This is a genomic window from Candidatus Accumulibacter phosphatis (assembly GCF_012939955.1).
GTDB classification, from domain to species: Bacteria; Pseudomonadota; Gammaproteobacteria; order Burkholderiales; family Rhodocyclaceae; genus Accumulibacter; species Accumulibacter delftensis.
Genome location: NZ_SPMY01000012.1, coordinates 1 through 26,570, shown reverse-complemented (window position 1 = coordinate 26,570; position 26,570 = coordinate 1). Strand labels below are relative to the sequence as shown.

Below are 26,570 nucleotides of genomic sequence, written 5' to 3'. Positions count from 1 at the left end.
ACCGCCTTAGAGACACGAAAGCCCCATGTTTGGTTTCCCCAAGAAAGCCCCCGCGCCGACGCCCACCCGCAGCACGCCAGACGCCAGTGGAGCGACAAAGGTGGTCGCCAACGAAGCGACAAAGGTGGTCGCCGACGTAGCGGCGAGTGCTTCCTGGCGCTACCGACTGAAAAGCGGCCTGTCGCGCACGCGCGCGCAGTTTGGCGGCAAGCTGAAATCGCTGTTCTTGCGCGGCAAGGTCGACGACCAGCTGCTCGAAGAGCTGGAAAGCGTGCTGCTGACCAGCGACGTCGGCATGAACGCCACTCAGTACCTGCTCGAACAACTGAAAGCGCGTGCCAAGCGCGACAAGCTGGCCACCCCGCAAGCGATAGAAAAAGCGCTGGCGGACGCCATGTGTGAGCTACTGCAACCACTCGAGGAAGCGCTTGACCTGCAAGCACACAAGCCCTTCGTGATCATGATTGCCGGCGTCAACGGGACTGGCAAGACGACCTCGATCGGCAAACTCGCCAAGCACTTCCAGGCACAGGGCCTCTCAGTTCTGCTCGCCGCCGGCGACACTTTCCGGGCCGCCGCACGTGAGCAACTGCAGACCTGGGGCGAGCGCAACAGGGTGACGGTGATTGCCCAGCAGTCCGGTGATTCGGCGGCGGTCATTTTTGACGCCATCGCTGCCGCCAGGGCGCGCGGCATCGACGTCGTGCTCGCCGATACGGCCGGTCGCCTGCCAACGCAGTTGCATCTGATGAACGAAATCGCCAAAGTGCGGCGGGTCATCCAGAAGGCGGACCCCTCGGCGCCACACGAAACCTTGCTGGTCATCGACGCCACTTTTGGCCAGAATGCAGTGCAGCAGGTCATTGCCTTCGACAAGGCGATCCAGGTCACTGGCCTGGTGCTGACCAAACTTGACGGCTCTGCCAAGGGGGGAGTCGTCGCCGCCATCGCGCGCCAGTGTCCGAAACCGGTTCGTTACGTCGGTGTCGGTGAAGGCATTGACGACCTGCGACCTTTCCATGCCCGTGACTTTGTCGATGCGCTCTTCGAGTGATTACTGCCAACGCCGTCACCAAACGCTACCCTGAAGGTCACGAAGCGCTCAAGAACGTGAGCTTCGAGATCACCGCCGGGGAAATGGTCTTCCTGACCGGGCATTCGGGCGCCGGAAAATCGACGCTGTTCAAGCTGCTGGCAGCCATCGAGCGGCCGACCTCGGGGAGCATCGTGATCAACGGCCAGAATCTGGCAGCCCTGCGCAGGAACGCCATTCCCTACCTGCGCCGCAAACTGGGCCTCATTTTTCAGGATCGCAAGCTGCTCTTCGACCGTACCGTGCTCGACAACGTGCTCTTGCCACTGTCGATCGTCGGCCACCCGGTCAAGGATGCGCCACGCCGCGCACAGGCGGCACTCGCCAAGGTCGGCCTGCCCAACCGCGCGAAAGCATTTCCGATCACCCTCTCCGGCGGCGAGCAGCAGCGCCTGGCGATTGCCCGCGCGGTGGTCAATCGCCCGGCGGTCATTCTCGCCGACGAGCCCACGGCCAACCTGGACGCCGCTTCGGCGATCGAAATCCTTGAGATCTTTCGCGCTTTTCAGCAGGTCGGGGTAACCGTCGTCATCGCCACCCACGACCCGCTACTCATGGCTCGGCTCAATCCAAGGATTCTGCGCCTCGACCAGGGCCAGATGAGTGAGCCACTGTGCACGCCCTCCACCGACGGGGTCACGCCGTGACCACCTGGCTGGTACAACACCTGACCGCGATACGCGACGCACTGCGTCGCCTGTTCGGTGCGCCGCTGAACACGCTGCTGTCCTTGCTGGTGATCGGGGTCGCACTGACTCTGCCGACCGCCGGCTGGTTGGCAATCGAAAACCTCCGTGCCGTCGCCGGCGACACCCCGGGCGTGCAGCAGATCAGCATCTTCCTGACGCTCGAGGCCGGCCAGCCCGAGGTTGCCGAAATCGAGTTGCGGCTGCAGCAGGCCAAGCCGGGAAGCTGGCGCTACGTTCCTCGCAACGAGGCGCTCATACGCCTGCGGGAATCCGCGGGAATGACCGAAATCATTGGCAGCCTGCCGAAAAACCCCCTCCCGGACGCCTTTGTCGTCACCCCCGCAGACGCGCAGCCCGAATCTCTCGAACTACTCGCAAAGACTTTCGCCAACTGGCCGAAAGTGGCGCACGTCCAGCTCGACTCGGCGTGGGTCAAACGCCTGGACGCACTGCTTCGCCTCGGAAAACTGATCGTCGTATTGCTCGCCGTGCTCTTTGCCGGCGCCCTGGTGGCCATCACCTTCAACACCATTCGCCTGCAAATCCTTGCCCAAGCGGCCGAAATCGAAGTCGCCAAATTGATCGGCGCGACGAATAGCTACATCCAGCGCCCGTTGCACTACTTCGGCATGCTGCAAGGAGCTCTCGGCGGCCTCTGCGCAGCGCTACTGGTCGGCACCGGCAGCTATTTCCTGACCCCTCCGGTCGCCGAACTGGCCCAGCTCTATGGTGGGACTTTCACCTTGCAGGGCTTGTCGACCACCGATATCGTCGCCCTGACAGCGATCGGCGGTGGCCTCGGTTGGCTGGGGGCCAAGATCTCGGCGCTGATCCACCTGCGGCGCATCAGCTAACTGCCGCGCTGGCGCCACGCCAGGAAGCAGCAAGCCCTGGCGAGCACTCAACCGATCAGCACGCAAACCCAGACGGCGAGGACATTGAGCAAGGCCAGCAGGACCGCTGCACTGCCAATATCCTTGGCGCGCTTGGCCAGGGGGTGACGGTCGAATGAAATACGGTCCACGGTTGCCTCGATCGCCGAGTTGAGCAGTTCGACGATCAGCACCAGCAACACACTCCCGACCATCAGCGCTCGGCCGACGCCATCGGGTGCCACGAAGCAAGCCAGCGGTATCAGCAGCGCGGCGAGCAGCACTTCCTGGCGAAAAGCATCCTCGGCAAGATAGGCAGCGCGCAGCCCCGCCAAGGAATAGTGGAAAGCGTTCCAGACCCGCAGCAAACCGGTTTTCCCCTTGAACGGACTTTCGTCAAGCACAGCTTTTCCCCCTGCCCTGAGGCGATGAACGGCCAGTATACCGGCGCCGCCGGTGATTGCTGACATTGACGCTCCGACGCTCACTGTGCTCAGGCAGCAGCCGACACTGTCATCACTGGCGGCGCTTCGCTACAATGCCGCCCAATTCAAGCATCCGTCCTTCTATCGATCAATCCACGCACACACTGAAAGGCGGAGCCTAGCAATGACCCTGACCCAGGACGAACTGAAGAAAGCCGTCGCCCGCGCTGCCCTTGCCTACCTGGTGGACGGCGAAATTGTCGGCGTCGGAACGGGATCAACCGCCAATTGCTTTATTGATGAGCTGGCCCGGATTCAGCACCGAATCCGCGGTGCCGTGGCCAGTTCCGAAGCCAGCCGCCAGCGACTCGAAGGCCACGGCATCCCGGTCTTCGATCTCGACAAGGTGGACGCCATCCCGGTCTACGTGGACGGTGCCGACGAGATCAACGCCGCACTACAGATGATCAAGGGCGGGGGTGGCGCACTGACCCGTGAAAAAATCGTCGCCGCGGTAGCAACGAAATTCGTCTGCATTGCCGATGGCAGCAAACTGGTAGCGGTGCTCGGCCAATTCCCGCTGCCGGTTGAGGTCATTCCGATGGCCCTCGGCCACGTCCGACGCCAACTGGCAGCGATTGGCGGTACGCCCACGCTGCGCGAGGGCTTTGTCACCGACAACGGCAATCTGATCGTCGACGTCAAGGGACTAGCAATCGTTGACGCCACGGCGCTCGAAGCGCGGATCAACCAGATCGTCGGCGTGGTGAGCAACGGCCTGTTCGCCCAGCGCCCGGCCGATGTCTGTCTGCTCGCTACGGCGAACGGGGTGCAGACTCTGACCGCGAACTGACGGTCATGACTGCCCCTCTCTTCACTTGCCGTGCGCATTCCGGCTTGCACGCCGGAATCGTTCGACGGGCTGGGCGCATGCGCCCAGAATTCCCCGTCTCACCCCGGCCCTTGTCCCGCACGGGGAGAAGCGAGGTTCGCGAGTCGCCTACGCGACTTTCAAATTACGGCTTGGGCGGTACGTAACCCTGAACGGCGTCGGCCCCGCTGCCAAAAAAATGCCTCTCCAACTGCTCCGCCAGGTACTTGCGGTGTGCAGCATCGGCAAGATTGAGGCGATTCTCGTTAATGATCATGGTCTGCATGCGAACCCATTGCTGCCACGCTTCCTGGGAAACCTGTTCATAAATGCGCTTGCCCAGTTCGCCCGGATAAGGAGGAAAATCAAGACCTTCAGCCTCACGACCGAGCTTGATGCAGTTAACCATTCTTGCCATGCAACCCACTCCTTGAACACGCCGCGGAAAATCCGCAGCGCCAAACGTTATGCGTCCCCGCCAGCCCCGCGGACCCGGCGGAAGACACGGGAAAAAGCTAGAGATATTTGATCAGTACCTTGGAACGACGCTGCAGGTTATAGACCAGCCGCTTCTCGGCCGGCAATTGATCGATCTGGCGCAGGACGAAGCCACGCTCCCGGAACCACTGCGAAGTCACCGTCGTCAGCACAAACAGCCGCTTGACTCCCAAAGCCGACGCCCTGGCCTCGATACGCTTGATCAGGAGCGCGCCGTAACCCCAACGGCGGTAATGCGGATGCACCGCCACGCAAGCCAATTCAGCCTCCTCGGCACCGTAAGGATAAAGCGCCGCGCAGGCAACGATCACCCCGTCGTGCTCAACGACCGCGAAACGCGAGATCTCGCGCTCCAGCAACTCTCGTGAACGACGGACCAGTGAGCCCTCTTCTTCGAGCGGCTCGATCAGCGCCACCAGACCACCAATATCGTCGGGACGAGCGTCGCGCAAGATTTCAAGCGATTCGCGGCTGATGACCGTGCCCACGCCGTCACGCGTAAATAGTTCGCGCAGCAGCGTGCCATCCTCGTCGTAGCCGATGAGGTGCACGCGGCGGACACCGGCACGTCCAGCGCGCACCGCGCAGGGAAGGTAGCGCTTCAGATCGCTCGACAGCCACTCGCCAAGACTGACCAGTCGCTCGGCCGCGTCCACCGTCAGTTCGTCGAGCAACGCGCCGTCGATGTCGGTCGCACCACGGCTGTCGGTAAGAAAGATGAGTTTGTCGACCGGCAAGGCGGTGGCGACCGCTTCGGCAACCTCTTCCATGGACAGGTTGAAGATCTCGCCGGTCGGGCTCGAGCCAAGGCATGACAGGAGAACGATATTGCCAAGACCCAACTGCGCACGAATTCCTTCACCATCGACCTTGCGCACCTGACCCGAGTGCTGCAGATCGACGCCGTCAACCACACCAACCGGCCGGGCGGTGACAAAGTTGCCACCGACCACCCGGATCGTGCTGTTGGCCATCGGTGTATCGGCGAGGCCCTGTGACAACAGGGCCTCGATGCGGACGTAGATACTACCCACCGCGTCAATCGCGCAATCGAGAGCCCTGTCGTCGGTCACCCGATAGTTACCGTGATAGACCGACTCCAGTCCTTTCTGACGGAGCAATTCCTCGATCTGAGGCCGTGCGCCGTGAACCAGAATCAGGCGGACGCCAAGCGCCGCCAGGAGGTTCACGTCGTAGGCCAGGGTACGCGCCAGCGTTCCGGCAATCGCCTTGCCACCAAAGGCGATCAGAAAGGTCTTGCCGCGAAACAGATTGACGTACGGCGCAACCGAACGGAACCAGCTAACGAAGTGGGCAGAGCTCAAGTCGTCAGGCATATCACTCCGAGGATTTCGCCTTCTCGCTGCCTTGGTCCTCTTTCGCCTCCATGGCCTTCGAAGACTTCGCGACCTTCGCTTCCTTCAGCGGCTCGACCTGCAACTCCGTCTCCAGACGCTGGCAGATTGTCCGGATGATCTTGACACGCGCAAAATACTTGTCATTGGCCTCGACAACCGTCCACGGAGCGGTTCCAGAGCTGGTGCGGTCGATCATGTCGCAGACCGCCTCATGATACGGCCCAGCTTTCTCACGGTTACGCCAGTCGTCCTCGGTAATCTTGAAACGCTTGTGTTCGATCTCCGCGCGCCCCTCGAAGCGCTTGAGTTGCTCCTCATTGCTGATCTGCAGCCAGAACTTAATGACAATGCCGCCAGCATGATTGATATCGTGCTCGAAATCGTTGATCTCGGCGTAAGCGCGTGACCAGTCGGCTTGGCTGCAGAAACCTTCGACCCGCTCCACCAGCACCCGGCCGTACCAGGTACGGTCGAAAATGGTCACCCGCCCGAGGCGCGGCATATGCCGCCAGAAACGCCACAGGTAGGGATGGGCGAGTTCCTCCTGGGTTGGTGCGGCGACCGGGATGATTCGATACTGGCGGGCATCCATGGCGGACATCACGCGGCGGATAGCTCCTCCCTTGCCGGCAGCATCCGAGCCCTCGAAAGCGAGAATCAAGGCGCGTTTGGCGAACTTCGGGTGGCGCGTCAATTCCGCCAGGCGCCCCTGCCACCTGGCGAGCTCAGCCGAATAGACGTCTTTGGGCAGGCTTTGCGAGAGGTCAAGCGCGCTGAGCACATCAAGACGGTCGATCCGCGGCGACAAGGGCGACGCCACCGGCGAAATCGGCTCCACGCGCTGGTTGGCGAGGCGCTTCTGCATCGCTTCGAGTATGGTCTTACCGACGGTCAGCGAGCGGTAACGGTCATCCGTCCCCTCGACGATGATCCACGGTGCGCCGGGAGTGCTCGTCGTGCGCAGGAGGTGAGCAGCAACCTCCTGCAACTTGTCGTAAGTCTTCAGGCGGTCCCAGCTGGCCTTGGTCACCCGCCACTTGGTCAGGGGATTCGCTTCGATTGATTTCAGACGCTCCTGCTGTGCATCCTTTGCAAGGTGTATCCAGAATTTGAGGACCAGAGCTCCCTCATTGACCAGCATCGCCTCGAAACGATTGAGCTGGTCCATCTTCTGGTCGAAATCGGCGGCCGTGATTTCCTTGGCGATGCGCTCGGCGATCGGGTGCGAATACCAGGAGCCAGAAAAAATCCCGACGCGTCCGTTGCGGGGCAGCGCCCGCCAGTAACGCCACATCGACGGGCGCGCCTTTTCTTCGCCAGTCGGCGCGTAGAAAGCATGCGTCGACAGGTAGCGCGGATCCATCCACTCGTAGAGTGCATTGATCGTGTCACCTTTGCCCGACCCATCGACGCCGCTGATGAGGATGATTACCGGGAAGCTGCCATTGGCGCGCAACAGCTCCTGCGTTTCGAGCAGGGCCGCACGTAGCGGGGGCACCTCCTCGCGGTAGGTTGCCTTGTCGATCTTGTGTCCCAGCTCGGCCGATTCAAACATTAGTTACCTCCTCCTTCAAGTCACCCCACAAAAACTGGATTGCCGCCAGAGCGGCCAAACCAGCGGTCTCGGTGCGCAGAATACGCGGTCCGAGGCGTAGTGACAAAAAACCGCAAGCTGACGCCCGTTGCATTTCGTCGGCCGCCAGCCCGCCCTCGGCGCCGATCAACAGATCGATGCGCACATCAGCGCGTGGTGCTGGCACGCTGCTCAAGGAGCGTCCGGCAGCCGGGGCCAGCAGCAGACGCAAGACATTCGACTCGGGCCGGCGCTGCAGCCAATCGTCAACACTCTCCGGCGCGACGACTTCCGGCAAACTGTTTCGTCCGCACTGTTCGCAGGCGGCAGCGACGACCCCGCGCCAATGCTCGAGCCGACGCAAGGCACGTTGATCAGCGAGGCGCACCACGCTGCGCCGCGAAATGACCGGTACGATACGCTGGACGCCAAGCTCGACGGCTTTCTGCACCGTCAGGTCCATTTTCTCCCCCGCCTGCAGCGCCTGCACCAGGGTGATCGAAAGCGGCGATTCGCGCTCGACAGGCAGCCAGCCGAGCACCTCGACGCTGACTCGCGAACGCTCAACAGACACTATTCGCGCTGAATATTCCCCCCCCCGCGCCAGTGAATAGCGTCAAGGCAGCGCCGCTGCGCAGGCGCAAAACCTTGCTCGCATGATGTGCGACGCGGTCGGGCAAGTCGGCGCTGCTGCCAACCGCCAGCGGGATCGGGCAATGAAAACGGGGATTATTCACCATGCTATTATAAAAGCTTAACTTTTGGATGGTCGTTCTTTGGAGGCAGTTTTGTCATGGCGCTCAATACACCGGTGTGTGACTTCGGCTGGCGGGCCGTCGACTTCGATCTCGAGGACACGACGGGCTCAAGACACAGCCTCGACTCGCTGCGTGGCCCGAACGGCTTGCTGTTGATGTTCATCTGTAACCACTGTCCGTACGTCAAGGCAATCATCGATCGCATCTGTCGCGACGCACGCGAAGTGCAGTCGCTGGGTATCGGCGTCGCCGCGATCATGAGCAACGACCCCAGCGAATACCCCGAGGACTCCTTTGAAAACATGCAGCAACTGGCGCACCAGTTCAACTTTTCTTTCCCCTACCTCTACGACGCGACGCAAGACGTCGCCCGCAGCTACGCGGCCGTTTGCACGCCGGACTTCTTTGCTTTCAACGACCAACTGGAACTGCAGTACCGCGGCCGTCTCGACGCCAGCGGTCGCCTGCCGGCAGCAGCGGACGCTCGACGCGAGTTGCTGGAAGCAATGCGCATGCTCGCCGAGACCGGACAGGGTCCGCGCGAACAGGTCGCCAGCATCGGTTGTTCGATCAAATGGCGCGCCTGATTGACGATGAACAGTATCGATAGCGCAGCCCGGCTGGCGGTCGCTGACAGCGAACTCAAACGGATGCTCGACGCGGTTGTCGCTCAGGTCCGCGAAGTGGCGCAGCGCGAGATCATGCCGCGCTTCCTGCGCGTGGTTCACGATCAGCGCAAGGACGACGGCTCCTTCTGTTCGGAAGCCGACCTGGCTGCCGAACACTTTCTGCATGGCCGCCTGCTGGAGATCCGCGACTGCCCGATCATCGGCGAAGAAATGACCGCAGCGACGCAACGCGAAGCTTGGCATGGTGGCAGCAACGACGACAATGGCTTGTGGTGCATCGACCCGATCGACGGCACCACCAACTTTATCAACGGCCTCCCCTTCTTCGCCGTATCGGTGGCCTGGATACGCGCGCGGCGGACACGTCTGGCGGTGACCTACAACCCTATCACCGACGAAATGTTCTATGCCCGCGAAGGCAACGGCGCCTACCTTAACGGCCGCCGCCTGCCGCTGCGCGAGGTCACCACCGACATCGGGCGCGCCGTCGGCGGCGTGGACTTCAAGCGCATTCCGAAACAACTCGCAGATCGCATTGCCGTCAACCCGCCGTTCTATTCACAGCGCAACTTCGGCAGTTCGACTCTCGACTGGTGCAACCTCGCCGCCGGCCGCCTCGATCTCTATCTGCACGGCGGCCAGAAGCTTTGGGACTACGCGGCTGGCAGCCTCATCCTGCGCGAATCCGGTGGGCAGGTGTGCACCCTGACCAATGACGACTATGACGCTGAAGACGTATGGCGCCGCTCGGTGATCGCCGCGCTCAACCCGACGGTGTTCGCGACCTGGCGGAACTGGGTACGCACGAATAGTTTTCCGGCGGCGGCAGCGACAGCAGCGCAAAGGTGAGCGGCGGCAGAGCCCAGTGACTGGGGGGTTGCCGCGGAAGGCACGTGCGCGGCTAATCACCGTCCGATAGATCTCCCGCGATCTGCCAACTTGCAGCGAGCGGCGTGGCAATCTCATCCGAATCGAGCGAGGCAGCCACCGCGATACGCTCGCCAGCGCAATTCAGGCCGGCGCGCTGCAGCCAGCCTTCGCTGTAATAGGTATCCGCGTAGCGCTGCCCTGCATCACAAAGCAGGGTCACCACCGAGCCGCTTTCGCTGCTGGCGCGCATCGCGTCCATGCACGCCAGCGCGGCAATCAGATTGGTCCCCGTCGAAGGGCCGACACCACGTCCGAGACGCGCCGACAACTCGTACATTGCCGCCACTGACCACACGTCCGGCACCTTGACCATGGCGTCGATCACCGCGGGCAAGAAGGACGCCTCGACGCGTGGCCGGCCAATACCCTCGATTCGCGAGCCTTCGTACAAACGCAGCTCCGGGTCGCGCTTGCGATAGTGCTCGAAAAAAGACCGAGAACTCGGCGTCTGCTGCACAGACACGCGTTGGCCGCGCACGGTAGCGTACGTAGCGGCCAAGCGTGGCGACCGTACCACCGGTGCCCGCACTCGAGACCAGCCAGCTCGGGACAGGGTACTTTTCGAGCCGCATCTGCTCGAAAATGGACTCCGCGATATTGTTGTTGGAACGCCAGTCGGTCGCCCGCTCGGCATAGGTAAACTGGTCCATGTAGTGGCCGCCGAGTTTGTCTGCCATCCGCTGCGCCTCGTTGTAGATGCTCATCGGATCATCGATGAGATGGCAGCGACCGCCCTGGAACTCGATGGCCGTGATCTTCTCGCGCGATGTCGAAGCGGGCATCACGGCGAGAAACGGCAAGCCGACGAGGCGGGAAAAATAGGCTTCGGAAACGGCCGTCGAGCCGCTGGACGCCTCGACGACGGTGCTGCCCTCACGCAGCCAGCCATTGCACAAGGCGTAGAGAAACAGCGAGCGCGCCAGACGGTGCTTGAGGCTGCCCGTGGGGTGACTCGATTCATCTTTCAGATACAGATCAACCCCAGGAAAACCGGCCAGGGGCAGAGGGATCAGGTGGGTATCGCTGGAGCGCTGGAAGTCGGCTTCGATGCGGCGAATGGCAGCCAGCACCCAAGCCTTGTCCGCGCGACGTGCGAGTTGAGTAGGCGTTTTCATGCCGGAAGCTTAACAGGCAGCCGACGGGAAACAAAGGCGCACATCACCTTGCCACAGCGTGATGTCGGCGCCACGGAGCGTGTGCTGCAGCGCTTTTTCGAGTAAACTTTACTAAATTACTCAGGTATACATCACAGGAGCTTTGGCAACCATGGCTGTAACGATAGAAGCCGTACAGGCGGCACTGAAGGATCTGATTGATCCGAACACGGAAAAAGACTACCTGTCGACGCGTTCGGCAAAGAACATCAAAGTCACAGGGGCCGACGTTTCGCTCGACATCGAACTCGGCTACCCGGCAAAAACACAGATCGACGAAATCCGTCGGACAGTGATCGAAAAACTGAAAACGATCCCCGGAATCGGTAATATCAGCGCCAACCTCAGCGTCAACATCGTCGCTCATACCGTGCAGCGCGGCCTGAAGCCGCTGCCCGGCGTCAAGAACATCATCGCCGTGGCCTCGGGCAAAGGCGGCGTCGGGAAGAGCACGACGGCGGTGAACCTGGCCCTGGCCCTGGCTCAGGAAGGCGCCACGGTCGGTCTGCTCGACGCCGACATTTACGGTCCGTCGCAGCCGCAGATGCTCGGCCTGGTCGGCCAGAAACCCGAGTCCGAGGACGGCAAGACGATGGATCCGCTGCGCGCGCACGGCCTGCAGGCAATGTCGATCGGCTTCATGATCGATATCGATTCGCCGATGGTCTGGCGTGGACCAATGGTCACCCAGGCTCTCGAACAGCTGCTCAAACAGACCAGCTGGGAGGACGTCGATTACCTGATCGTTGATATGCCGCCGGGAACCGGCGACACGCAGCTGACCCTGGCGCAGAAGGTTCCCGTGACCGGCGCGGTAATCGTCACCACGCCGCAGGACATCGCGCTGATCGACGCCCGCAAGGGCCTCAAGATGTTCGAGAAGGTCGGCATCCCGATTCTCGGTCTGGTCGAGAACATGAGCATTCATATCTGTACGCAGTGCGGCCACGAAGAACATATTTTCGGCCAGGGCGGCGGCGCGCAGATGTGCAAGGACTACGACACCGAGTTCCTTGGCGCCCTGCCACTGGAGCTCTCGATTCGCGAGCTGACCGATGCTGGCACGCCGACCGTCGTCGGTGCACCCGACTCCCGCGCCGCGGAAATCTACCGCACAATCGCCCGCCGTCTGGCGGTCAAGGTTGCCGAGCGCAGCCGCGACATGAGCGCCAAGTTCCCGAGCATCGTCGTTCAGAACACCTGAGCGCTGCCCCGCAGCAGGCAGGCCGCTTGCGCTGCGTTCGTGCGCACGGCCTTGCTGGTTTTCGCCTGGCAGCCCCCGCAGTGCTTGCTGGTTTCTTCTCCCGGCTGGACGCCGTAGAATGGGCACCTTTCCAAGCACTATCACGGTTAGGGTGACCAGCAATGTCGATCAAGTCGGACAGGTGGATCCGCCGCATGGCGGAAGAGCACGGCATGATCGAGCCTTTTGAACCACACCAGGTACGCGAGATTGACGGTCGCCGGATTGTCTCCTATGGCACTTCGAGCTACGGATATGACATTCGCTGCTCGAACGAATTTAAGCTGTTCACCAACCTCAACTCGACAATCGTCGACCCGAAGAACTTCGATCCGAATTCCTTCGTCGAGGTCAAGAACGACTTCTGCATCATCCCTCCGAACTCGTTTGCCCTGGCCCGTACCGTCGAGTATTTCCGTATCCCGCGCAGCGTGCTGACCGTCTGCCTCGGCAAGAGCACCTACGCGCGCTGCGGGATCATCGTCAACGTGACGCCGTTCGAACCCGAATGGGAAGGCCATGTGACGCTGGAATTCTCGAATACGACACCACTGCCGGCGAAGATCTACGCCAACGAGGGCATCGCCCAGGTCCTGTTTTTCGAATCCGACGAGGAGTGCGAAACCTCGTACAAGGATCGTGCCGGGAAATACCAGGGCCAGACGGGCGTGACGCTGCCGAAAATGTGACTCGTGCCTGGCGTCAGCAACATCATCGCCGGCGTCAGGCAATAAACGCCGCCAACGCCCTCCTAGATTCGCCGCGCTCGTGTCCTATCTCTCTTGATTTCGTACTGGACTGGCCATGCATTTCGATTTCCCGGTAATCATCATCGACAAGGACTACCGTTCGGAGAACACCGGCGGTCTGGGTATCCGGGCGCTAGCCAAGGCCATCGAGAAGAAAGGCTTCGAGGCCATCGGCGTCACCAGCTATGGCGACCTGACCTCGTTTGCACAGCAACAGAGCCGCGCCTCGGCGTTCATCCTGTCGATCGACGACGAAGACTTCAGAGACCGCAAGGCCGATGAGACGGTCGCCAGCCTGCGCGCCTTCGTCAAGGAAATCCGTTGCCGTAACGAGGACATTCCGATCTTCCTGTACGGCGAGACACGAACGTCGGTGCACATCCCCAACGACGTGCTGCGCGAACTGCACGGTTTCATCCACATGTTCGAGGACACCGCCGAATTCATCGGCCGTTACGTCATCCGCGAGGCGAAGGCCTACCTCGACAGCCTGGCGCCGCCTTTCTTCCGCGCGCTGACGCATTATGCCGAGGATGGCTCTTATTCGTGGCATTGCCCCGGCCACTCGGGCGGGGTGGCCTTCCTGAAAAGCCCGGTTGGCCGCATGTTCCATCAGTTCTTCGGCGAAAACATGCTGCGCGCGGATGTCTGCAATGCGGTCGAGGAACTCGGCCAATTGCTCGACCACACCGGCCCGGTCGCCGCCTCGGAGCGCAATGCGGCGCGCATTTTCAGCGCCGACCACCTCTTTTTCGTTACCAACGGCACTTCGACATCGAACAAGATCGTCTGGCACTCGACCGTCGCTCCAGGCGATGTGGTCATCGTCGATCGCAACTGCCACAAGTCGGTGCTCCACTCAATCATCATGACTGGCGCGATCCCGGTATTCCTGATGCCGACCAGAAACCACTACGGAATCATCGGCCCGATTCCCAAGGAACAATTCCGCTGGGAGAATATCCGCAAGAAAATCGAGTCACACCCCTTCGCCCGCGACGTCAAGGCCAAGCCACGCGTACTGACCATCACCCAAAGCACCTACGACGGGATCCTCTACAACGTCGAGGAAATCAAGGACATGCTCGACGGGGCGATCGACACCCTGCACTTCGACGAAGCCTGGCTGCCACACGCCGCCTTCCATGACTTCTATGGCGACTACCATGCCATCGGAGCTGACCGGCCGCGCTGCAAGAACACCATGATCTTCTCGACGCAGTCGACGCACAAGCTACTGGCCGGCCTGTCGCAGGCGTCACAAATTCTGGTGCAGGATTCCCAAGAGCGCAAACTTGACCGCGACATCTTCAACGAAGCCTATCTGATGCACACCTCGACCTCGCCGCAATACTCGATCATCGCTTCCTGCGACGTTGCCGCAGCGATGATGGAGGCGCCGGGAGGCACCGCGCTGGTCGAGGAGTCGATTGCCGAAGCGCTCAACTTCCGGCGCACGATGCGCAAGGTCGAACAGGAGTGGGGTGCCGACTGGTGGTTCAAGGTGTGGGGGCCGGACGATCTCTCAGAAGAAGGCATCGAAGAACGCGCGGCGTGGATCCTCAAGCCCGGCGAACGCTGGCATGGCTTCGGCATGCTCGCCGAAGGCTTCAACATGCTCGATCCGATCAAGGCGACGATCATTACGCCCGGGCTGGACGTCGATGGCGACTTCGCCGATTGGGGAATACCGGCGGCCATCGTCACCAAGTACCTCGCCGAACACGGCATCATCGTCGAAAAGTGCGGCCTCTACTCGTTCTTCATCATGTTCACCATCGGCATCACCAAGGGGCGCTGGAACACGATGGTCACCGAACTGCAGCAGTTCAAGGATGGCTACGATCAGAACCTGCCGCTGTGGAAAGTGATGCCGGAGTTCCTGGCCAAGAACGCCCGTTACGCCGGCTACGGCCTGAAAGACCTGTGCAAGCAGATTCACGGCATCTACGCCGCCAACGACGTCGCCCACCTGACCACCCAAATGTATCTCTCCGACATGGAACCGGCGATGAAGCCGACCGACGCTTTCGCGAGCATGGCGCACCGCGAGATTGACCGCGTACCGATCGATGATCTCGAAGGGCGGATTACCAGCACCCTGCTCACCCCCTACCCGCCAGGAATTCCGCTACTCATCCCGGGCGAGCGTTTCAACGCCACCATCGTTCGCTATCTTCGCTTCGCGCGCGATTTCAATGAACGCTTCCCGGGCTTCGAAACCGACGTCCACGGCCTGGTCAAGGCGGTGGTCAACGGCAAGCCGGTCTACTCGGTGGACTGCGTTCGCTAAGTCGATTGCCGGCCACTGTCGGCATTGCGCCTCCCGGCCCCCCGCGTCCGACCTGATCCAATGATCTGATTGCGCAGTGGCGACCGTCACCAGCGGGCCGACTGTCTGGGACAAAACCGAAGTGCATGTTTTGTCAACGTGCTGGACTGGTCGCCCCATCTGCGGCCGAAGAGTCTTCAACCAGGCGCATGACCCCGTCAGCGCCGAGCGCCGTATCTTCGAACTTCAACAGGGTGATCCGGTGGTTGTCCATTTCCAGCACTGACAGCCGGCCGCCTTCGAGTTCGACCGCGTCGCCAATTTTTGGCACGTTTCCGAGCTTCTTGTAAAACAGCCCGGCCAGAGTGACGTAATCATCATCCAGGGGAAACGGGAAATTGAGCAGGCTTTCCAGGTCGGTGACGCGCATCGACGCGTCGATCTCGTACTGGCTGCCGACCAGCTTCTTCAGCCGCCGCCCCTGGCGCGTGAATTCGTCCTCGTACTCGCCGACAATTTCCTCGAGGATGTCTTCCAGCGTGATGATTCCTTCGGTGCCCCCCGTATTCGTCGATGACGATCGCCATCTGCTGACGGCTGCGCTTGAATTCCTTGAGCAGGTCGCTCAGCGACTTGCTGTTCGGCACGATGAACGGCGCCCGTGCAAAGTCACTGACCGGTCGCCGACTGACCTCTTCCAGGTTCTCCCCGCTGCTTTCCGCCATGACCGTCAGCAATTCCTTGATCGCCACCACGCCCGTGATCCGGTCGAGACTCTTGTCGCAGATCGGGAAGCGCGCGTGCGGCACGTCACGGAAGACGCGCAGGGCATCGGCGAGCGTGTCCTCCTGGGTCAAGGCGCGAATAGCCGTACGCGGGATCATCGCCTCACGTACCGTGTGTTCATCGAGCTTGAACACGCCGCGGATCATCTGTGTTTCCTCATGTGCCAGCGTACCGTCCTTCTCACTCGCCGAGAGGATCATGCGAATCTCCTCGACCGACATCGTGAAGTGGCTCTCTCCGTGGCCTTCCAGATTGCTCTGCCCGAAGAGCCTGAGCAAAGCGTTCGAGGACATCTTCATGACATGGATCAGCGGTTTGAAAGTCAGGTACAGAATGTTGATCGTGCCCCCGACGGCCATGCTCAATTGTTCGGCCTTGTGAAAAGCAAGCACCTTGGGTGCCAGTTCGCCGGCAACCACGTGCAAGAAGGAAATGGCGATAAAGGCGAAGACGTAAGACATGGTATGCGCGGCCTTGATCAGTGCTTCGCTGTCACCGAAGAGCATGAACGCGGTGACGAAGGTCGAATCGGTCAGGGTACTGATCGTTTCCATGCCGACGGCGCCCAGGCCAAGAGAGACCAGCGTGATACCGACCTGGGTCACCGAGTAGAAGCGCTCCGGTTCGTTGTGCAACATCTCGACCCTCGCCGCCCGCTTGTCGCCCATCTCGGACAACTGCTTGATCCGGCTACGACGTGCCGAGGAGATGGCAATCTCCGAGCCCACGAAAAAGGCATTGCCGGCGATAAAGAACAGAATAAGTACGAGATTGAGATAAAGATTCATTTGCTCCATGCGATGAACTCCTCCGATATCTGCGCTAGCCGAGAAACCCGCTCGGGGCTCGCGGCTAGCAATGGCAACCATTTGGCCTGCTCGCCAGCGCGCGACCTGGCAGCGCATGCTTGTCGCGTTTTTTTTGTCAGTTTCCGCTTTGCTTGTGCATTCGCGCGCGAATAGTACGCCAAAAACTGCTCGATACTTTCAATTCCAGCGCCTCCCTGGGCGCACGCTGATGTTGCGACAAGCCTACGGAGTGCACGCGGGGCTCCGGGCGAAGACAGGTCCTCAAGCCAGGGCAGGCAGCCCAGCAGCATTGCGGTAGAATGCGCCCTTCGTTGTCGAGCAGGAAACGTACCGTGAATGGCATCACCATCGCCCTCTCGAAGGGCCGAATTTTTGAAGAGACGCTGCCCCTTCTGGCCGCCGCCGGCATCGAGCCACTGGAGGATCCGGAAACCTCGCGCAAGTTGATCATTGCCACCAGCCGCGACGATGTGCGCCTGGTCATTGTCCGCGCCACCGACGCGCCGACTTACGTTCAGTACGGTGCTGCCGACCTCGGCGTCGCCGGCAGGGACGTCCTGCTCGAACACGGCAGCGACGGCCTCTACCAGCCGATCGACCTGAAAATCGCCAAATGCCGGATGATGGTCGCCATCCCGGCCGGTTTCGACTACGCCAAGGCCGTCCGTCAGGGCGCGCGACTCAAGGTGGCCAGCAAGTATGTCAATATTGCTCGCGAGCACTTCGCCGCCAAGGGCGTGCATGTCGACCTGATCAAACTCTACGGTTCGATGGAACTGGCACCGCTGGCCGGTCTCGCCGACGCCATCGTCGACCTGGTATCCACCGGCAGCACGCTGAAAGCCAACAATCTGGTCGCCGTCGAACACGTCATGGACATTTCGTCGCGCCTGATCGTCAATCAGGCCGCGCTCAAGCTGAAGCGCGAAGCGCTGGAGCCGATTCTCGACGCCATCGCCGCAGTGGTCGAGCAATGATCGCGATCAAACGCCTGAACAGCGCCGACGCCGATTTCGCAACGCAACTCGACGCACTGCTCGCTTTCGAAGCCACTCAGGATGAGGCCATCGAGGGCACGGTCGCCGCCATCCTTGCCGACGTCAAAGTCCGCGGCGACGCCGCCGTCATCGAGTACACGCAAGCTTTCGACGGCCTGCAGGCGAGTTCGATGGCCGAACTGGAAATCCCGCAGCAAGCGCTGCAAGAAGCCCTGGCCAACCTTCCCGGCGAGCAGCGCCAGGCGCTCGAAGCAGCGGCCAGGCGAGTGCGCAGCTACCATCAGCGGCAAACGGTGCAGAGCTGGCAATATGAAGAGGACGACGCAGACACGCGTGGCACCATGCTTGGCCAGAAGATCACCCCCCTTGACCGGGTCGGCCTCTACGTGCCCGGCGGCAAGGCTTCGTACCCGTCGTCAGTACTGATGAATGCGATTCCCGCGCGCGTCGCCGGTGTCGGCGAGTTGATCATGGTCGTACCAACGCCGGCCGGGGAGCAGAACCCGCTGGTACTGGCTGCCGCAGCACTGGTCGGCGTCGACCGGGTATTCACCATCGGCGGCGCGCAGGCGGTCGCGGCGCTGGCCTATGGCACGCAGACCGTTCCCCAAGTGGACAAGATCGTCGGCCCGGGCAACGCCTACGTCGCCGCCGCCAAGCGCCGCGTCTTCGGCGTCGTCGGCATCGACATGATCGCCGGCCCATCGGAGATCCTGGTGATCTGCGATGGCCATACCGACCCCGACTGGGTGGCGATGGACCTCTTTTCTCAGGCCGAGCACGACGAACTGGCGCAATCGCTGCTGCTTTGTCCGGACGCAGCGTACATCGAGCGCGTCGCTGCGGCACTCGAAAAGCTCTTGCCGAGCATGCCGCGCCAGCGCGTGATCCGTGCCGCGCTGGAAAATCGCGGCGCGCTGATCCAGGTGCGCGATCTCGACGAAGCTTGTCGCATCGCCAACCGCATCGCTCCCGAACACCTCGAATTGTCAATCGACGACGCCGAAGCCTGGGTAGAAAAGATCGACCACGCCGGCGCAATTTTCATCGGCCGCTACACCTCGGAGTCGCTGGGCGACTACTGCGCGGGTCCGAACCACGTCTTGCCGACCTCCGGCAGCGCGCGCTTCTCGTCACCGCTCGGCGTCTATGACTTCCAGAAACGGAGCAGCCTGATCCGCGTTTCGCAGGCGGCATCGAAAACGCTGGGGCGCATTGCGGCGACACTGGCCTACGGCGAAGGGCTGCCGGCACACGCCCGCTCGGCCGAGTATCGCATCGAGAGCTGAGCGGCAGCGCCTGCCCTGCAGCGCCGCACTCAAAATCTCAAAATCTCAAAATCTCAAAATCGCCGACTCTCGGGCACTCAAGCGAGAATCTCGCGCAAAGCTTCGATCAGCAGTTCGCCCTGCGCATCGGTACCGATGGTGATGCGCAGGTGCTGGTCAATGCGTGGCAAATTGAAGTGGCGCACGATGATTCCGCGCTGACGCAAGGCAGCAGCTAGTTCAGCCGCATCGCGTTGCCGGTGACGCGCAAAAACGAAATTGGCCGCCGACGGCAAGACCTCGAAACCCAGCCCCGACAAGGCACTGCACAGCGCCTCGCGGCTGCGCATCACCGCTTGCCGCGTACCATCGAAATACGCCTGGTCACCGATCGCGGCGACGGCGCCGGCAATCGCCAGGCGATCGAGTGGATACGAGTTGAAGCTGTTCTTGACGCGATCCAGCGCCTCGATCAGCTCACCCTGACCAACCGCGTAGCCGACGCGCAGGCCGGCCAGCGAGTGCGCCTTGGACAGGGTGCGCACGACCAGCAGGTTCGGGTGCTCATTGACCAGCACCATCGCCGACTCGCCGCCGAAGTCCACGTAGGCTTCATCGACGACGACGACCGACTGCCGATGCCTGGCTAGCAGGGAGGCGATCGCTTGCAGCGGCAGCAGGCAGCCCGTCGGCGCATTCGGGTTCGGGAAAATGATGCCGCCGTTGGCTGCCACATAGTCGTCGACAGAAATCGCAAAATTCTCATCCAGCGGCACTGTCGCAAAAGCGACCTCGTACAAACCGCAGTAGACCGGATAGAAGCTGTAGGTGATGTCGGGGAAGAGAATCGGTCGTTCGTGCTTGAGCAGCGCCATGAATACATGCGCCAGCACTTCATCCGAGCCGTTGCCGACGAAGACCTGCTGCGCCCTGATGCCAAAATCTGCAAAGCGCGCGGCAACGGCTTCCTTGAGGCGATCGGCGCTCGGATCCGGGTACAGGCGCAGCCGTTCGCCGCCGTTCGTCAACTCTTCGGTAATCGCCTCGAGCACGCGCGGGGATGGCGGATAGGGATTCTCGTTGGTGTTCAGCTTGACCAGCCTAACCAACTTCGGCTGCTCGCCAGGAACATAAGGCGTCAGGCGATGAACAAGGGAACTCCAGTAGCGGCTCATGAAAGGCGACTCAGTTCGGATGCAAGGGAAGCGTGAAATGGTATCATGCGCCTCTGTCGGTCAAGGCGACGTTCGCCGATTGGCGGCACTGTTTCAGTGCTCACACGCGAAGCGCGAAGATTTTCTTCAAACCCGACATTTTTTTGCCACCCTGCCATGGTCTCCCGATGCGGCAAGCAGAAGTTTCCAGGAATACACTCGAAACCCGGATCACCGTTCGCCTGAACCTCGATGGCAGCGGCCAGAGCAGCTTCGCCACCGGCGTCCCCTTTCTCGATCACATGCTCGAGCAGATTGCCCGGCACGGCCTGATCGACCTCGACATTCAAGCCGACGGCGACCTGCACATCGACGCCCACCACACCGTCGAGGATATCGGCATCACTCTCGGCCAGGCGCTGGCCAAGGCACTGGGCGACAAGAAAGGGCTGCGCCGCTACGGGCACGCCTATGTCCCTCTCGACGAAGCGCTTTCGCGCGTGGTGATCGACCTTTCCGGCCGCCCGGGCCTCGAATTCCATGTCGATTTCAAGCGCGCGATGATTGGCGCCTTCGACGTCGATCTGGTGCATGAATTCTTCCAGGGCCTGGTCAATCATGCCTTGCTGAGCCTGCACATCGACAATCTGCGCGGCGACAACGCGCACCACCAGGCGGAAACGGTATTCAAGGCCTTCGGACGTGCCCTGCGCGCCGCCGTCGAAATCGATCCTCGCGCCGGCGCCAGCATTCCGTCGACCAAAGGCACGCTCTGATGGCCGCGCTCGCTGCAGCCAGGGGGGGCGATCGTCGTGGTCGATTACGGGATGGGCAACCTGCGTTCGGTCTGGCAAGCGCTGGCCCACGTCGCCGACGGTCGCCAGGTGCTGGTCTCGTCGGATCCGGCCGCGGTCGCTGCCGCCGAACGCGTAGTCTTCCCCGGGCAAGGCGCCATGCCGGACTGCATGCACGAGATCGAGACGCGCGGCCTGCGTAGCGCGGTGCTCGAAGCCGCCCGCAACAAGCCCTTTCTGGGTATCTGTATCGGTCAACAAATGCTCTTCGAGCATAGCGACGAAGGAAATGTCCCCGGCCTGGGCCTGATCGCCGGCAATGTGCGCCGCTTTCCCGCCGAGAAAATGATCGACGCCATGGGTAGCAAGCTCAAGGTGCCGCACATGGGCTGGAACGAGGTCAGGCACAGCCGCGAACACGCGCTCTGGAAAGGCATTGCCAACGATGCGCGCTTCTATTTTGTGCACAGTTATTTCGTCGAACCTCAGGATGAGGACTACGTCGTCGGCACCACCCGCTACGGCATACCCTTTACCAGCGCAGTGGCTCGGGATAATATCTTTGCCATTCAGTGCCATCCGGAAAAGAGCGCCATTGACGGGCTCGCCATGCTGGCCAACTTCGTCGCCTGGAAGCCCTGACCGAGTGCCGGTCTGCCTGCTTCCAGCGCCCTCCTCACCCTCCTCACCCTCCTTCCAACTCACTTCAATCACTCCGACATGTTGATTATCCCCGCGATTGACCTCAAAGGCGGACAGTGCGTCCGGCTCAAACAGGGTCTCATGGAGCAGGTAACCGTCTTCTCCAGCTCTCCCGGCGAGCAGGCGCGTGCATGGCTTGCCCAGGGCGCCCGGCGCCTGCACGTGGTCGACCTCGACGGCGCCTTCGCCGGCAAGCCGAAAAATGAGAACGCCATCAAAGAAATCGTGCAGGCCGTCGGCAACGACATTCCCGTCCAGCTTGGCGGCGGCATTCGCGATCTCGACACCATCGAACGCTGTCTCGACGACGGCGTCAGTTATGTGATCATTGGCACCGCGGCGGTCAAGAATCCCGGCTTTCTGCATGATGCGTGCGGCGCCTTCCCCGGCCACATAATCGTCGGCCTCGATGCCCGCGACGGCAAAGTGGCGGTTGACGGCTGGTCCAAGATGACCGGGCACGACGTCATCGATCTGGCCAAGAAGTACGAGGACTACGGTGTCGAGGCAATCATCTACACCGATATCGGTCGCGATGGCATGCTTTCCGGATTCAATATCGAAGCCACCGTCAAGCTGGCCCAGGCACTGCTGATCCCGGTCATCGCCAGCGGCGGTCTGTCGAGTATCGACGACATTCGGCAGCTTTGTGCGGTCGAGCAGGAAGGCATCAGCGCCGCCATCGCCGGCCGCGCCATTTACGACGGCTCACTGGATTTTTCCGTCGCACAGGCGGAAGCGGACCGGGCGGCGAATGCCTGAGCGCGCCACCAGATGGCAAGATCAAGGCGCTGACTGAGCATGGGCCTGGCCAAACGCATCATCCCCTGCCTGGACGTAACTGCCGGTCGTGTCGTCAAGGGCACCAATTTCGTCGCGTTGCGCGATGCTGGTGACCCGGTCGAAATCGCCCGCCGCTATGATCAGCAGGGGGCCGACGAAATCACCTTTCTCGACATCACCGCCTCGTCGGATCAGCGCGACATCATCCTGCACGTCGTCGAAGCCTGTGCTGCCGAAGTCTTCATTCCACTGACCGTTGGTGGCGGCGTGCGCTCGGTTGCCGACGTCAGGCGCTTGCTGAACGCGGGCGCAGACAAGGTGAGCATGAACACCGCCGCCGTCGAGAACCCGGACCTGGTCGCCAACGCCTCGGCCAAGGTCGGCAATCAATGCATCGTCGTCGCCATCGACGCCAAGCAGGTGGCGCCGGGTGAATGGCAGGTGTTCACCCATGGCGGACGCCGCCACACCGGCATCGACGCCATTGCCTGGGCGCGCCGCGTACAGCAGCTCGGTGCCGGCGAAATCCTGCTCACCAGCATGGATCGCGATGGCACACGCAACGGTTTCGACCTGCCGCTGACGTGCGCCGTGTCGGACGCAGTGGAAATTCCGGTAATCGCGAGCGGAGGCGTCGGCAATCTCCAGCACCTCGTCGACGGCGTCAGCGATGGCCGCGCCGATGCCGTCCTGGCGGCGAGCATCTTCCATTTTGGAGAATTCACCGTTCGACAGGCCAAGACCTATATGCGCGAGCGGGGGATCGAGGTCCGCCTGTGAGTGATCTGGACCCCGGCCAGGACTGGCTGAACGCCCTCAAATGGGACGCGCAGGGAATGCTTCCGGCAATTGCCCAGGATGCCAGCAGTGGTCGAGTGCTAATGTTCGCCTTCATGAATCGCCAATCACTGCAGGAGACGGTAAACAGCGGTAGCGCGGTATACTGGTCGCGTTCTCGTCAACGACTGTGGCGCAAAGGAGAGGAATCCGGTCATGCGCAACGCGTACGCTCGATTCGCACCGACTGTGATGGCGACGTGCTGCTACTGTCGATCGACCAGGAAGGCGGAATTGCCTGCCACACCGGTCGCGAGAGCTGTTTTTTCTATCAACTGCAGAGGGAAACGTGGGTAACGGCCGACCCGGTGCTCAAGGATCCCAAGGAAATCTACGGTAAATGAACATGGACATGCTGCACCGGATCTCAGAGACCCTGCTTGCGCGCCGCAAGGCCGACCCGGAAACCTCGTACACAGCCCAGTTGATGGCCAAGGGGCCGGACGCCATCCTCAAGAAAATCGGCGAAGAAACCGCCGAGTTGATCATGGCCGGCAAGGAAGGCAACCGCCTGCATGTGGTCTGGGAGTCGACTGACGTGCTCTACCACACGATGGTACTGCTCGCCTTTTATGGCCTGTCGATCGAAGACGTGCTGCAGGAAATGCGGCGCCGCGAAGGCGTTTCGGGCATCGACGAGAAAAAGTCGAGGAAAAGCTGAGTCATGGAAGACTGCCTGTTCTGCAAGATCGCGGCTGGTCAAATCCCGGCGCGCAAGGTTTACGAAGACGACGAAGTCTTTGCCTTCCACGACATCAAGCCGGCTCGTCCGGTGCATGTCCTGGTGATTCCGAAACGCCACATCACCTCGCTGGCGAGTACCAGCGAGGCGGATCTGCCGGTTCTCGGACGCATGCTGGCCATCGCCAACCGCCTGGCGACCGAGCAAGGCAGCCCGGACGGCTTCCGCCTGATCATCAACACCGGCGTGATCGGTCATCAGGAAGTGCAGCACCTGCACGCGCATATCGTCGGCGGGCCAGAACCGGTCGGGCCAATGCTCAAACGAGTCTGACGGCAAGCCCTGGCCACGCGTGTCGCCTGCCGGGCGGTGGCGGTGGCCAAAGCCGTATTCCATATTAACGGTCATGACCCATCGAGATAGCGCAGATCAAGGTAGTAATGAACCCCCTCCTCTTCCCCCGGCGCTTCTCCCGCGAGGGGAGAAGGGAGTTTCGTGAGTCGCTTGCGCGACTTTCACATTAATGGAGACCTGACATGGGTTCTTTCAGCATCTGGCATTGGTTGATCGTTCTGGTCATCGTCCTGCTGGTTTTCGGAACCAAGAAACTACGCGGACTGGGCTCCGATCTTGGCGGTGCGGTCAAGGGTTTCAAGGACGGCATCAAGGAAGCGAGCAGCAACGACCAGGCCGCCACCGACAGCACACCGCCACCACAGCAACAGGCACCGCAACAGGTCAAGGACGCGCAAACCATCGAGGGCGAGGTCCGCGAAAAGACCAGGAGCTAGTGCTAGTCGAGCCGCCAGCAGCGTGAGCGCCCGGCCGCCCGCCAGGGGCCGCGCTGCTCTCGCTGCTTGTTTCTCATCGCTTATTCACTCACCGACGGCCAATGTTTGATATCAGCTTTTCCGAGATGATTCTCATAGCGGTCGTCGCGCTGGTGGTGATCGGTCCCGAGCGGCTCCCGAAAGTGGCGCGCGCGGCCGGGCACCTGCTCGGACGTGTGCAGCGTTACGTCAGCGACGTGAAATCCGACATCAGTCGCGAAATGCAACTCGACGAGTTGAAGAGACTGCGCGCCGAGATCCAGGATTCCGCGCGCAGCGTGGAGCAGTCGCTGAACGGCGAAATGCAGGCCGCACGCCAGGCCATGACGCAAACCGCGCAAGCGGTCAGCGGCGACGCAAGCACCCCGGCTGCGAACACCCAGCCGAGCATAGCGTCGACCGAGCCAACGCAGCCGGCCGTGACCACCGCCGCCACGCCAACTGCGAATGCGCCCGGCAGCCCCGAAAAACCAGCCGGAACAGTCTGATCCAACAATGAGCGAAGAAACCGGGGATTCATTCCTCTCGCACCTGGTCGAGCTACGCGACCGTCTGATACGCGCGCTGATCGCCATCGGCATCGTCTTCCTTTGTCTGGTCCCCTGGGCGAAGGAACTCTATTCGCAGTTGGCCCAGCCCTTGCTGGATAAACTCCCGCAAGGTGGCCAGATGATTGCCACCGACGTGATCGGTGTTTTCCTGGTGCCGATGAAAGTGGCGCTGATGGTCGCTTTCCTGATCGCCCTGCCCTACGTCCTCTACCAGCTCTGGGCTTTCATCGCCCCGGGTCTCTATGCCCACGAGAAGAAACTGGCCTTGCCACTGGTCGGAGCGAGCGTCTTCCTGTTCTTCGTGGGCATGGCTTTCGCGTATTTTCTGGTCTTTCCGACGGTTTTCGGCTTCATGGCCAAAGTGGCGCCCGAAGGCGTCGCCTGGATGACCGACATCGAGAAGTACGTGTCATTCGTGATGACCACCTTCATGGCCTTTGGCGTGACCTTCGAGGTCCCGGTGCTGGTCGTCGTCCTGGTGTATGCCGACATCGTCGCCCTCGCCAAGCTCAAGGAATGGCGCCCCTACGTCATTGTCGGCTCGTTTGTCGTCGCTGCCGTCCTGACACCGCCGGACGTCGTTTCACAGCTGCTGATGGCCATACCGATGTGCCTGCTTTTTGAACTCGGGCTGGCGCTGGCTCACTTGGTGACCAAGCGCTCTGCACCTCAGGAGAGGCCCTACGATGAGGAGCCTGCCGCCGCAGCCGAAGGCGAATGGAAGGCGCTGAGTGCCGACGAGATGAACAAGGCTGTCACCGACCTCGATACGCAAGCAGGGCGAGACCAGAAACCAGGCGCCTGAACGCCGCCACGGCGGCCGCGCGGCGGCGGTGTGCGGCTAACGGTCATGACCTGTCGAGACCACCCCCTGATGATGAAAGCCATGACCCGTCCCCCTCTTCCCCTGATCCTTCTCCCGCGAGGGAGAAGGGAGTTTCGTGAGTCGCTTGCGCGACTTTTTCACATTAACGGTCATTGCAGTTGCGGCCGCCCCGGATCATGAAAGAAAATTCGAGTTGGGAAGCGATGGGTAGAGGTCGCGCAAAGCTTTGGCGGCTCGACCCCGAACTTTAACGTGACCCGCTGAACCGACTCGTACCCCCGGATTGCTGCCATCGAGCGCACACATTAAAAGGGCCGTTGGCGACCTGTCGCCTTCAGGCAACTTCGGTTCTGGCACCCACCGCCTCCCGCTTTCAAGTTTATTGCGAAAGGAGACGGTATGGAACTGGTTCCGATCCACAAGCGGGTCATTGGAC

At 61.5% G+C, this 26,570-nt stretch carries 30 protein-coding genes and 1 pseudogene; 21 read left to right on the top strand and 10 right to left on the bottom strand.

Annotated elements, in window-relative coordinates; genetic code table 11:
• Positions 1 to 25: 25 nt before the first annotated feature.
• Genes ftsY through ftsX form a run of 3 tightly spaced genes read left to right on the top strand, consistent with a single transcriptional unit; the run spans position 26 to position 2,636 of the window.
• On the top strand, positions 26 to 1,054 hold the full coding sequence (gene ftsY / locus E4Q23_RS04665) for a signal recognition particle-docking protein FtsY (protein ID WP_169065554.1): 1,029 nt from the start codon (positions 26 to 28) through the stop codon (positions 1,052 to 1,054).
• A complete protein-coding gene (gene ftsE, locus E4Q23_RS04660; RefSeq protein ID WP_169065553.1) occupies positions 1,051 to 1,740 on the top strand; it encodes a cell division ATP-binding protein FtsE in 690 nt (229 codons plus the stop codon). Before ftsY ends, ftsE begins: the two co-directional genes overlap by 4 nt.
• Positions 1,737 to 2,636 carry a permease-like cell division protein FtsX gene (ftsX, locus tag E4Q23_RS04655; protein ID WP_169065552.1) on the top strand — a complete coding sequence of 300 codons (900 nt, stop codon included), beginning with the start codon at positions 1,737 to 1,739 and terminating at the stop codon, positions 2,634 to 2,636. Before ftsE ends, ftsX begins: the two co-directional genes overlap by 4 nt.
• A gap of 47 nt (positions 2,637 to 2,683) precedes the next feature.
• Here ftsX and E4Q23_RS04650 read toward each other — a convergent pair whose 3' ends face one another.
• Positions 2,684 to 3,058 carry a diacylglycerol kinase gene (locus tag E4Q23_RS04650; protein ID WP_336511605.1) on the bottom strand — a complete coding sequence of 125 codons (375 nt, stop codon included), beginning with the start codon at positions 3,056 to 3,058 and terminating at the stop codon, positions 2,684 to 2,686.
• Between the two features lie 211 nt (positions 3,059 to 3,269).
• Here E4Q23_RS04650 and rpiA point away from each other — a divergent pair, with 211 nt between their 5' ends.
• On the top strand, positions 3,270 to 3,932 hold the full coding sequence (gene rpiA, locus E4Q23_RS04645; RefSeq protein ID WP_169065562.1) for a ribose-5-phosphate isomerase RpiA: 663 nt from the start codon (positions 3,270 to 3,272) through the stop codon (positions 3,930 to 3,932).
• A gap of 163 nt (positions 3,933 to 4,095) precedes the next feature.
• On the opposite strand, the gene E4Q23_RS04640 is transcribed toward rpiA, so the two are convergent.
• The 5 genes from E4Q23_RS04640 to E4Q23_RS24775 all read right to left on the bottom strand — a co-directional run bounded on the left by E4Q23_RS04640 (position 4,096) and on the right by E4Q23_RS24775 (position 8,119).
• Entirely contained in the window at positions 4,096 to 4,368 is a 273-nt protein-coding gene (locus tag E4Q23_RS04640; RefSeq protein ID WP_169065550.1) for an oxidative damage protection protein, read from the bottom strand.
• A gap of 97 nt (positions 4,369 to 4,465) precedes the next feature.
• Positions 4,466 to 5,785, bottom strand: a complete 1,320-nt coding sequence (argA, locus tag E4Q23_RS04635) for an amino-acid N-acetyltransferase (protein WP_169065549.1) — start codon at positions 5,783 to 5,785, stop codon at positions 4,466 to 4,468.
• A 1-nt stretch (position 5,786) separates the two neighbouring features.
• Positions 5,787 to 7,361 (bottom strand): polyphosphate:AMP phosphotransferase, encoded by a 1,575-nt coding sequence (pap, locus tag E4Q23_RS04630; RefSeq protein WP_169065548.1) that lies wholly within the window; start codon positions 7,359 to 7,361, stop codon positions 5,787 to 5,789.
• Complete coding sequence (locus E4Q23_RS04625) at positions 7,354 to 7,953, bottom strand: 16S rRNA (uracil(1498)-N(3))-methyltransferase (protein ID WP_336511602.1); 600 nt, start codon at positions 7,951 to 7,953, stop codon at positions 7,354 to 7,356. Before E4Q23_RS04625 ends, pap begins: the two co-directional genes overlap by 8 nt.
• Positions 7,943 to 8,119, bottom strand: a complete 177-nt coding sequence (locus tag E4Q23_RS24775; protein WP_336511601.1) for an RNA methyltransferase PUA domain-containing protein — start codon at positions 8,117 to 8,119, stop codon at positions 7,943 to 7,945. Before E4Q23_RS24775 ends, E4Q23_RS04625 begins: the two co-directional genes overlap by 11 nt.
• A gap of 53 nt (positions 8,120 to 8,172) precedes the next feature.
• Here E4Q23_RS24775 and E4Q23_RS04620 point away from each other — a divergent pair, with 53 nt between their 5' ends.
• Together E4Q23_RS04620 and E4Q23_RS04615 are read left to right on the top strand one after the other, a co-directional pair.
• On the top strand, positions 8,173 to 8,724 hold the full coding sequence (locus E4Q23_RS04620; RefSeq protein WP_169065547.1) for a thioredoxin family protein: 552 nt from the start codon (positions 8,173 to 8,175) through the stop codon (positions 8,722 to 8,724).
• Between the two features lie 6 nt (positions 8,725 to 8,730).
• The gene (locus E4Q23_RS04615; RefSeq protein ID WP_336511604.1) at positions 8,731 to 9,615 is read left to right on the top strand and encodes an inositol monophosphatase family protein; all 885 of its coding nucleotides are present in this window, start codon (positions 8,731 to 8,733) and stop codon (positions 9,613 to 9,615) included.
• 52 nt (positions 9,616 to 9,667) lie between these two features.
• Here the strand turns inward: E4Q23_RS04615 and E4Q23_RS04610 are convergent.
• Positions 9,668 to 10,811: pseudogene (locus E4Q23_RS04610) on the bottom strand (PLP-dependent cysteine synthase family protein).
• A gap of 151 nt (positions 10,812 to 10,962) precedes the next feature.
• Here E4Q23_RS04610 and apbC point away from each other — a divergent pair.
• The 3 genes from apbC to E4Q23_RS04595 all read left to right on the top strand — a co-directional run bounded on the left by apbC (position 10,963) and on the right by E4Q23_RS04595 (position 15,135).
• A complete protein-coding gene (apbC, locus tag E4Q23_RS04605; protein ID WP_169065546.1) occupies positions 10,963 to 12,054 on the top strand; it encodes an iron-sulfur cluster carrier protein ApbC in 1,092 nt (363 codons plus the stop codon).
• A 161-nt stretch (positions 12,055 to 12,215) separates the two neighbouring features.
• Entirely contained in the window at positions 12,216 to 12,782 is a 567-nt protein-coding gene (gene dcd, locus E4Q23_RS04600) for a dCTP deaminase (protein WP_169065545.1), read from the top strand.
• A gap of 115 nt (positions 12,783 to 12,897) precedes the next feature.
• Positions 12,898 to 15,135 (top strand): arginine/lysine/ornithine decarboxylase, encoded by a 2,238-nt coding sequence (locus E4Q23_RS04595; protein WP_169065544.1) that lies wholly within the window; start codon positions 12,898 to 12,900, stop codon positions 15,133 to 15,135.
• 133 nt (positions 15,136 to 15,268) lie between these two features.
• On the opposite strand, the gene E4Q23_RS04590 is transcribed toward E4Q23_RS04595, so the two are convergent.
• The gene (locus E4Q23_RS04590; RefSeq protein ID WP_169065543.1) at positions 15,269 to 15,544 is read right to left on the bottom strand and encodes a transporter associated domain-containing protein; all 276 of its coding nucleotides are present in this window, start codon (positions 15,542 to 15,544) and stop codon (positions 15,269 to 15,271) included.
• Entirely contained in the window at positions 15,492 to 16,697 is a 1,206-nt protein-coding gene (locus E4Q23_RS04585) for a hemolysin family protein (protein ID WP_169065542.1), read from the bottom strand. The genes E4Q23_RS04590 and E4Q23_RS04585 overlap by 53 nt, the downstream gene beginning before the upstream one ends.
• 344 nt (positions 16,698 to 17,041) lie before the next feature.
• On the opposite strand from E4Q23_RS04585, the gene hisG reads away from it, so the two are divergent.
• Positions 17,042 to 17,686 carry an ATP phosphoribosyltransferase gene (gene hisG, locus E4Q23_RS04580; protein WP_169065541.1) on the top strand — a complete coding sequence of 215 codons (645 nt, stop codon included), beginning with the start codon at positions 17,042 to 17,044 and terminating at the stop codon, positions 17,684 to 17,686.
• Positions 17,683 to 18,996, top strand: a complete 1,314-nt coding sequence (gene hisD, locus E4Q23_RS04575) for a histidinol dehydrogenase (protein ID WP_169065540.1) — start codon at positions 17,683 to 17,685, stop codon at positions 18,994 to 18,996. The genes hisG and hisD overlap by 4 nt, the downstream gene beginning before the upstream one ends.
• Before the next feature lie 77 nt (positions 18,997 to 19,073).
• Here hisD and hisC read toward each other — a convergent pair whose 3' ends face one another.
• On the bottom strand, positions 19,074 to 20,150 hold the full coding sequence (gene hisC, locus E4Q23_RS04570) for a histidinol-phosphate transaminase (protein ID WP_169065539.1): 1,077 nt from the start codon (positions 20,148 to 20,150) through the stop codon (positions 19,074 to 19,076).
• Positions 20,151 to 20,317: 167 nt separating this feature from the next.
• Between hisC and hisB the strand changes: the two genes are divergently transcribed.
• The 10 genes from hisB (at position 20,318) to tatC (ending at position 26,113) form a co-directional block, all read left to right on the top strand.
• Entirely contained in the window at positions 20,318 to 20,905 is a 588-nt protein-coding gene (gene hisB, locus E4Q23_RS04565) for an imidazoleglycerol-phosphate dehydratase HisB (protein WP_169065538.1), read from the top strand.
• Positions 20,906 to 20,935: 30 nt separating this feature from the next.
• Positions 20,936 to 21,565 carry an imidazole glycerol phosphate synthase subunit HisH gene (gene hisH / locus E4Q23_RS04560; RefSeq protein WP_336511603.1) on the top strand — a complete coding sequence of 210 codons (630 nt, stop codon included), beginning with the start codon at positions 20,936 to 20,938 and terminating at the stop codon, positions 21,563 to 21,565.
• A gap of 78 nt (positions 21,566 to 21,643) precedes the next feature.
• Positions 21,644 to 22,387, top strand: a complete 744-nt coding sequence (gene hisA / locus E4Q23_RS04555; protein ID WP_169065537.1) for a 1-(5-phosphoribosyl)-5-[(5-phosphoribosylamino)methylideneamino]imidazole-4-carboxamide isomerase — start codon at positions 21,644 to 21,646, stop codon at positions 22,385 to 22,387.
• Between the two features lie 39 nt (positions 22,388 to 22,426).
• On the top strand, positions 22,427 to 23,188 hold the full coding sequence (hisF, locus tag E4Q23_RS04550) for an imidazole glycerol phosphate synthase subunit HisF (RefSeq protein ID WP_169065536.1): 762 nt from the start codon (positions 22,427 to 22,429) through the stop codon (positions 23,186 to 23,188).
• A complete protein-coding gene (gene hisI, locus E4Q23_RS04545; protein ID WP_169065535.1) occupies positions 23,185 to 23,589 on the top strand; it encodes a phosphoribosyl-AMP cyclohydrolase in 405 nt (134 codons plus the stop codon). Before hisF ends, hisI begins: the two co-directional genes overlap by 4 nt.
• Complete coding sequence (locus E4Q23_RS04540) at positions 23,586 to 23,906, top strand: phosphoribosyl-ATP diphosphatase (protein WP_042335393.1); 321 nt, start codon at positions 23,586 to 23,588, stop codon at positions 23,904 to 23,906. Before hisI ends, E4Q23_RS04540 begins: the two co-directional genes overlap by 4 nt.
• A 3-nt stretch (positions 23,907 to 23,909) precedes the next feature.
• Positions 23,910 to 24,260, top strand: a complete 351-nt coding sequence (locus E4Q23_RS04535) for a histidine triad nucleotide-binding protein (protein ID WP_169065534.1) — start codon at positions 23,910 to 23,912, stop codon at positions 24,258 to 24,260.
• Positions 24,261 to 24,463: 203 nt separating this feature from the next.
• On the top strand, positions 24,464 to 24,718 hold the full coding sequence (gene tatA, locus E4Q23_RS04530; protein ID WP_169065533.1) for a Sec-independent protein translocase subunit TatA: 255 nt from the start codon (positions 24,464 to 24,466) through the stop codon (positions 24,716 to 24,718).
• Between the two features lie 101 nt (positions 24,719 to 24,819).
• Positions 24,820 to 25,245: a Sec-independent protein translocase protein TatB gene (gene tatB, locus E4Q23_RS04525; RefSeq protein ID WP_169065532.1), complete on the top strand. Its 426-nt coding sequence runs from the start codon at positions 24,820 to 24,822 to the stop codon at positions 25,243 to 25,245.
• A gap of 7 nt (positions 25,246 to 25,252) precedes the next feature.
• Positions 25,253 to 26,113, top strand: coding sequence for a twin-arginine translocase subunit TatC (gene tatC, locus E4Q23_RS04520; protein WP_169065531.1), 861 nt, complete (start codon positions 25,253 to 25,255; stop codon positions 26,111 to 26,113).
• Positions 26,114 to 26,570: the final 457 nt, after the last annotated feature.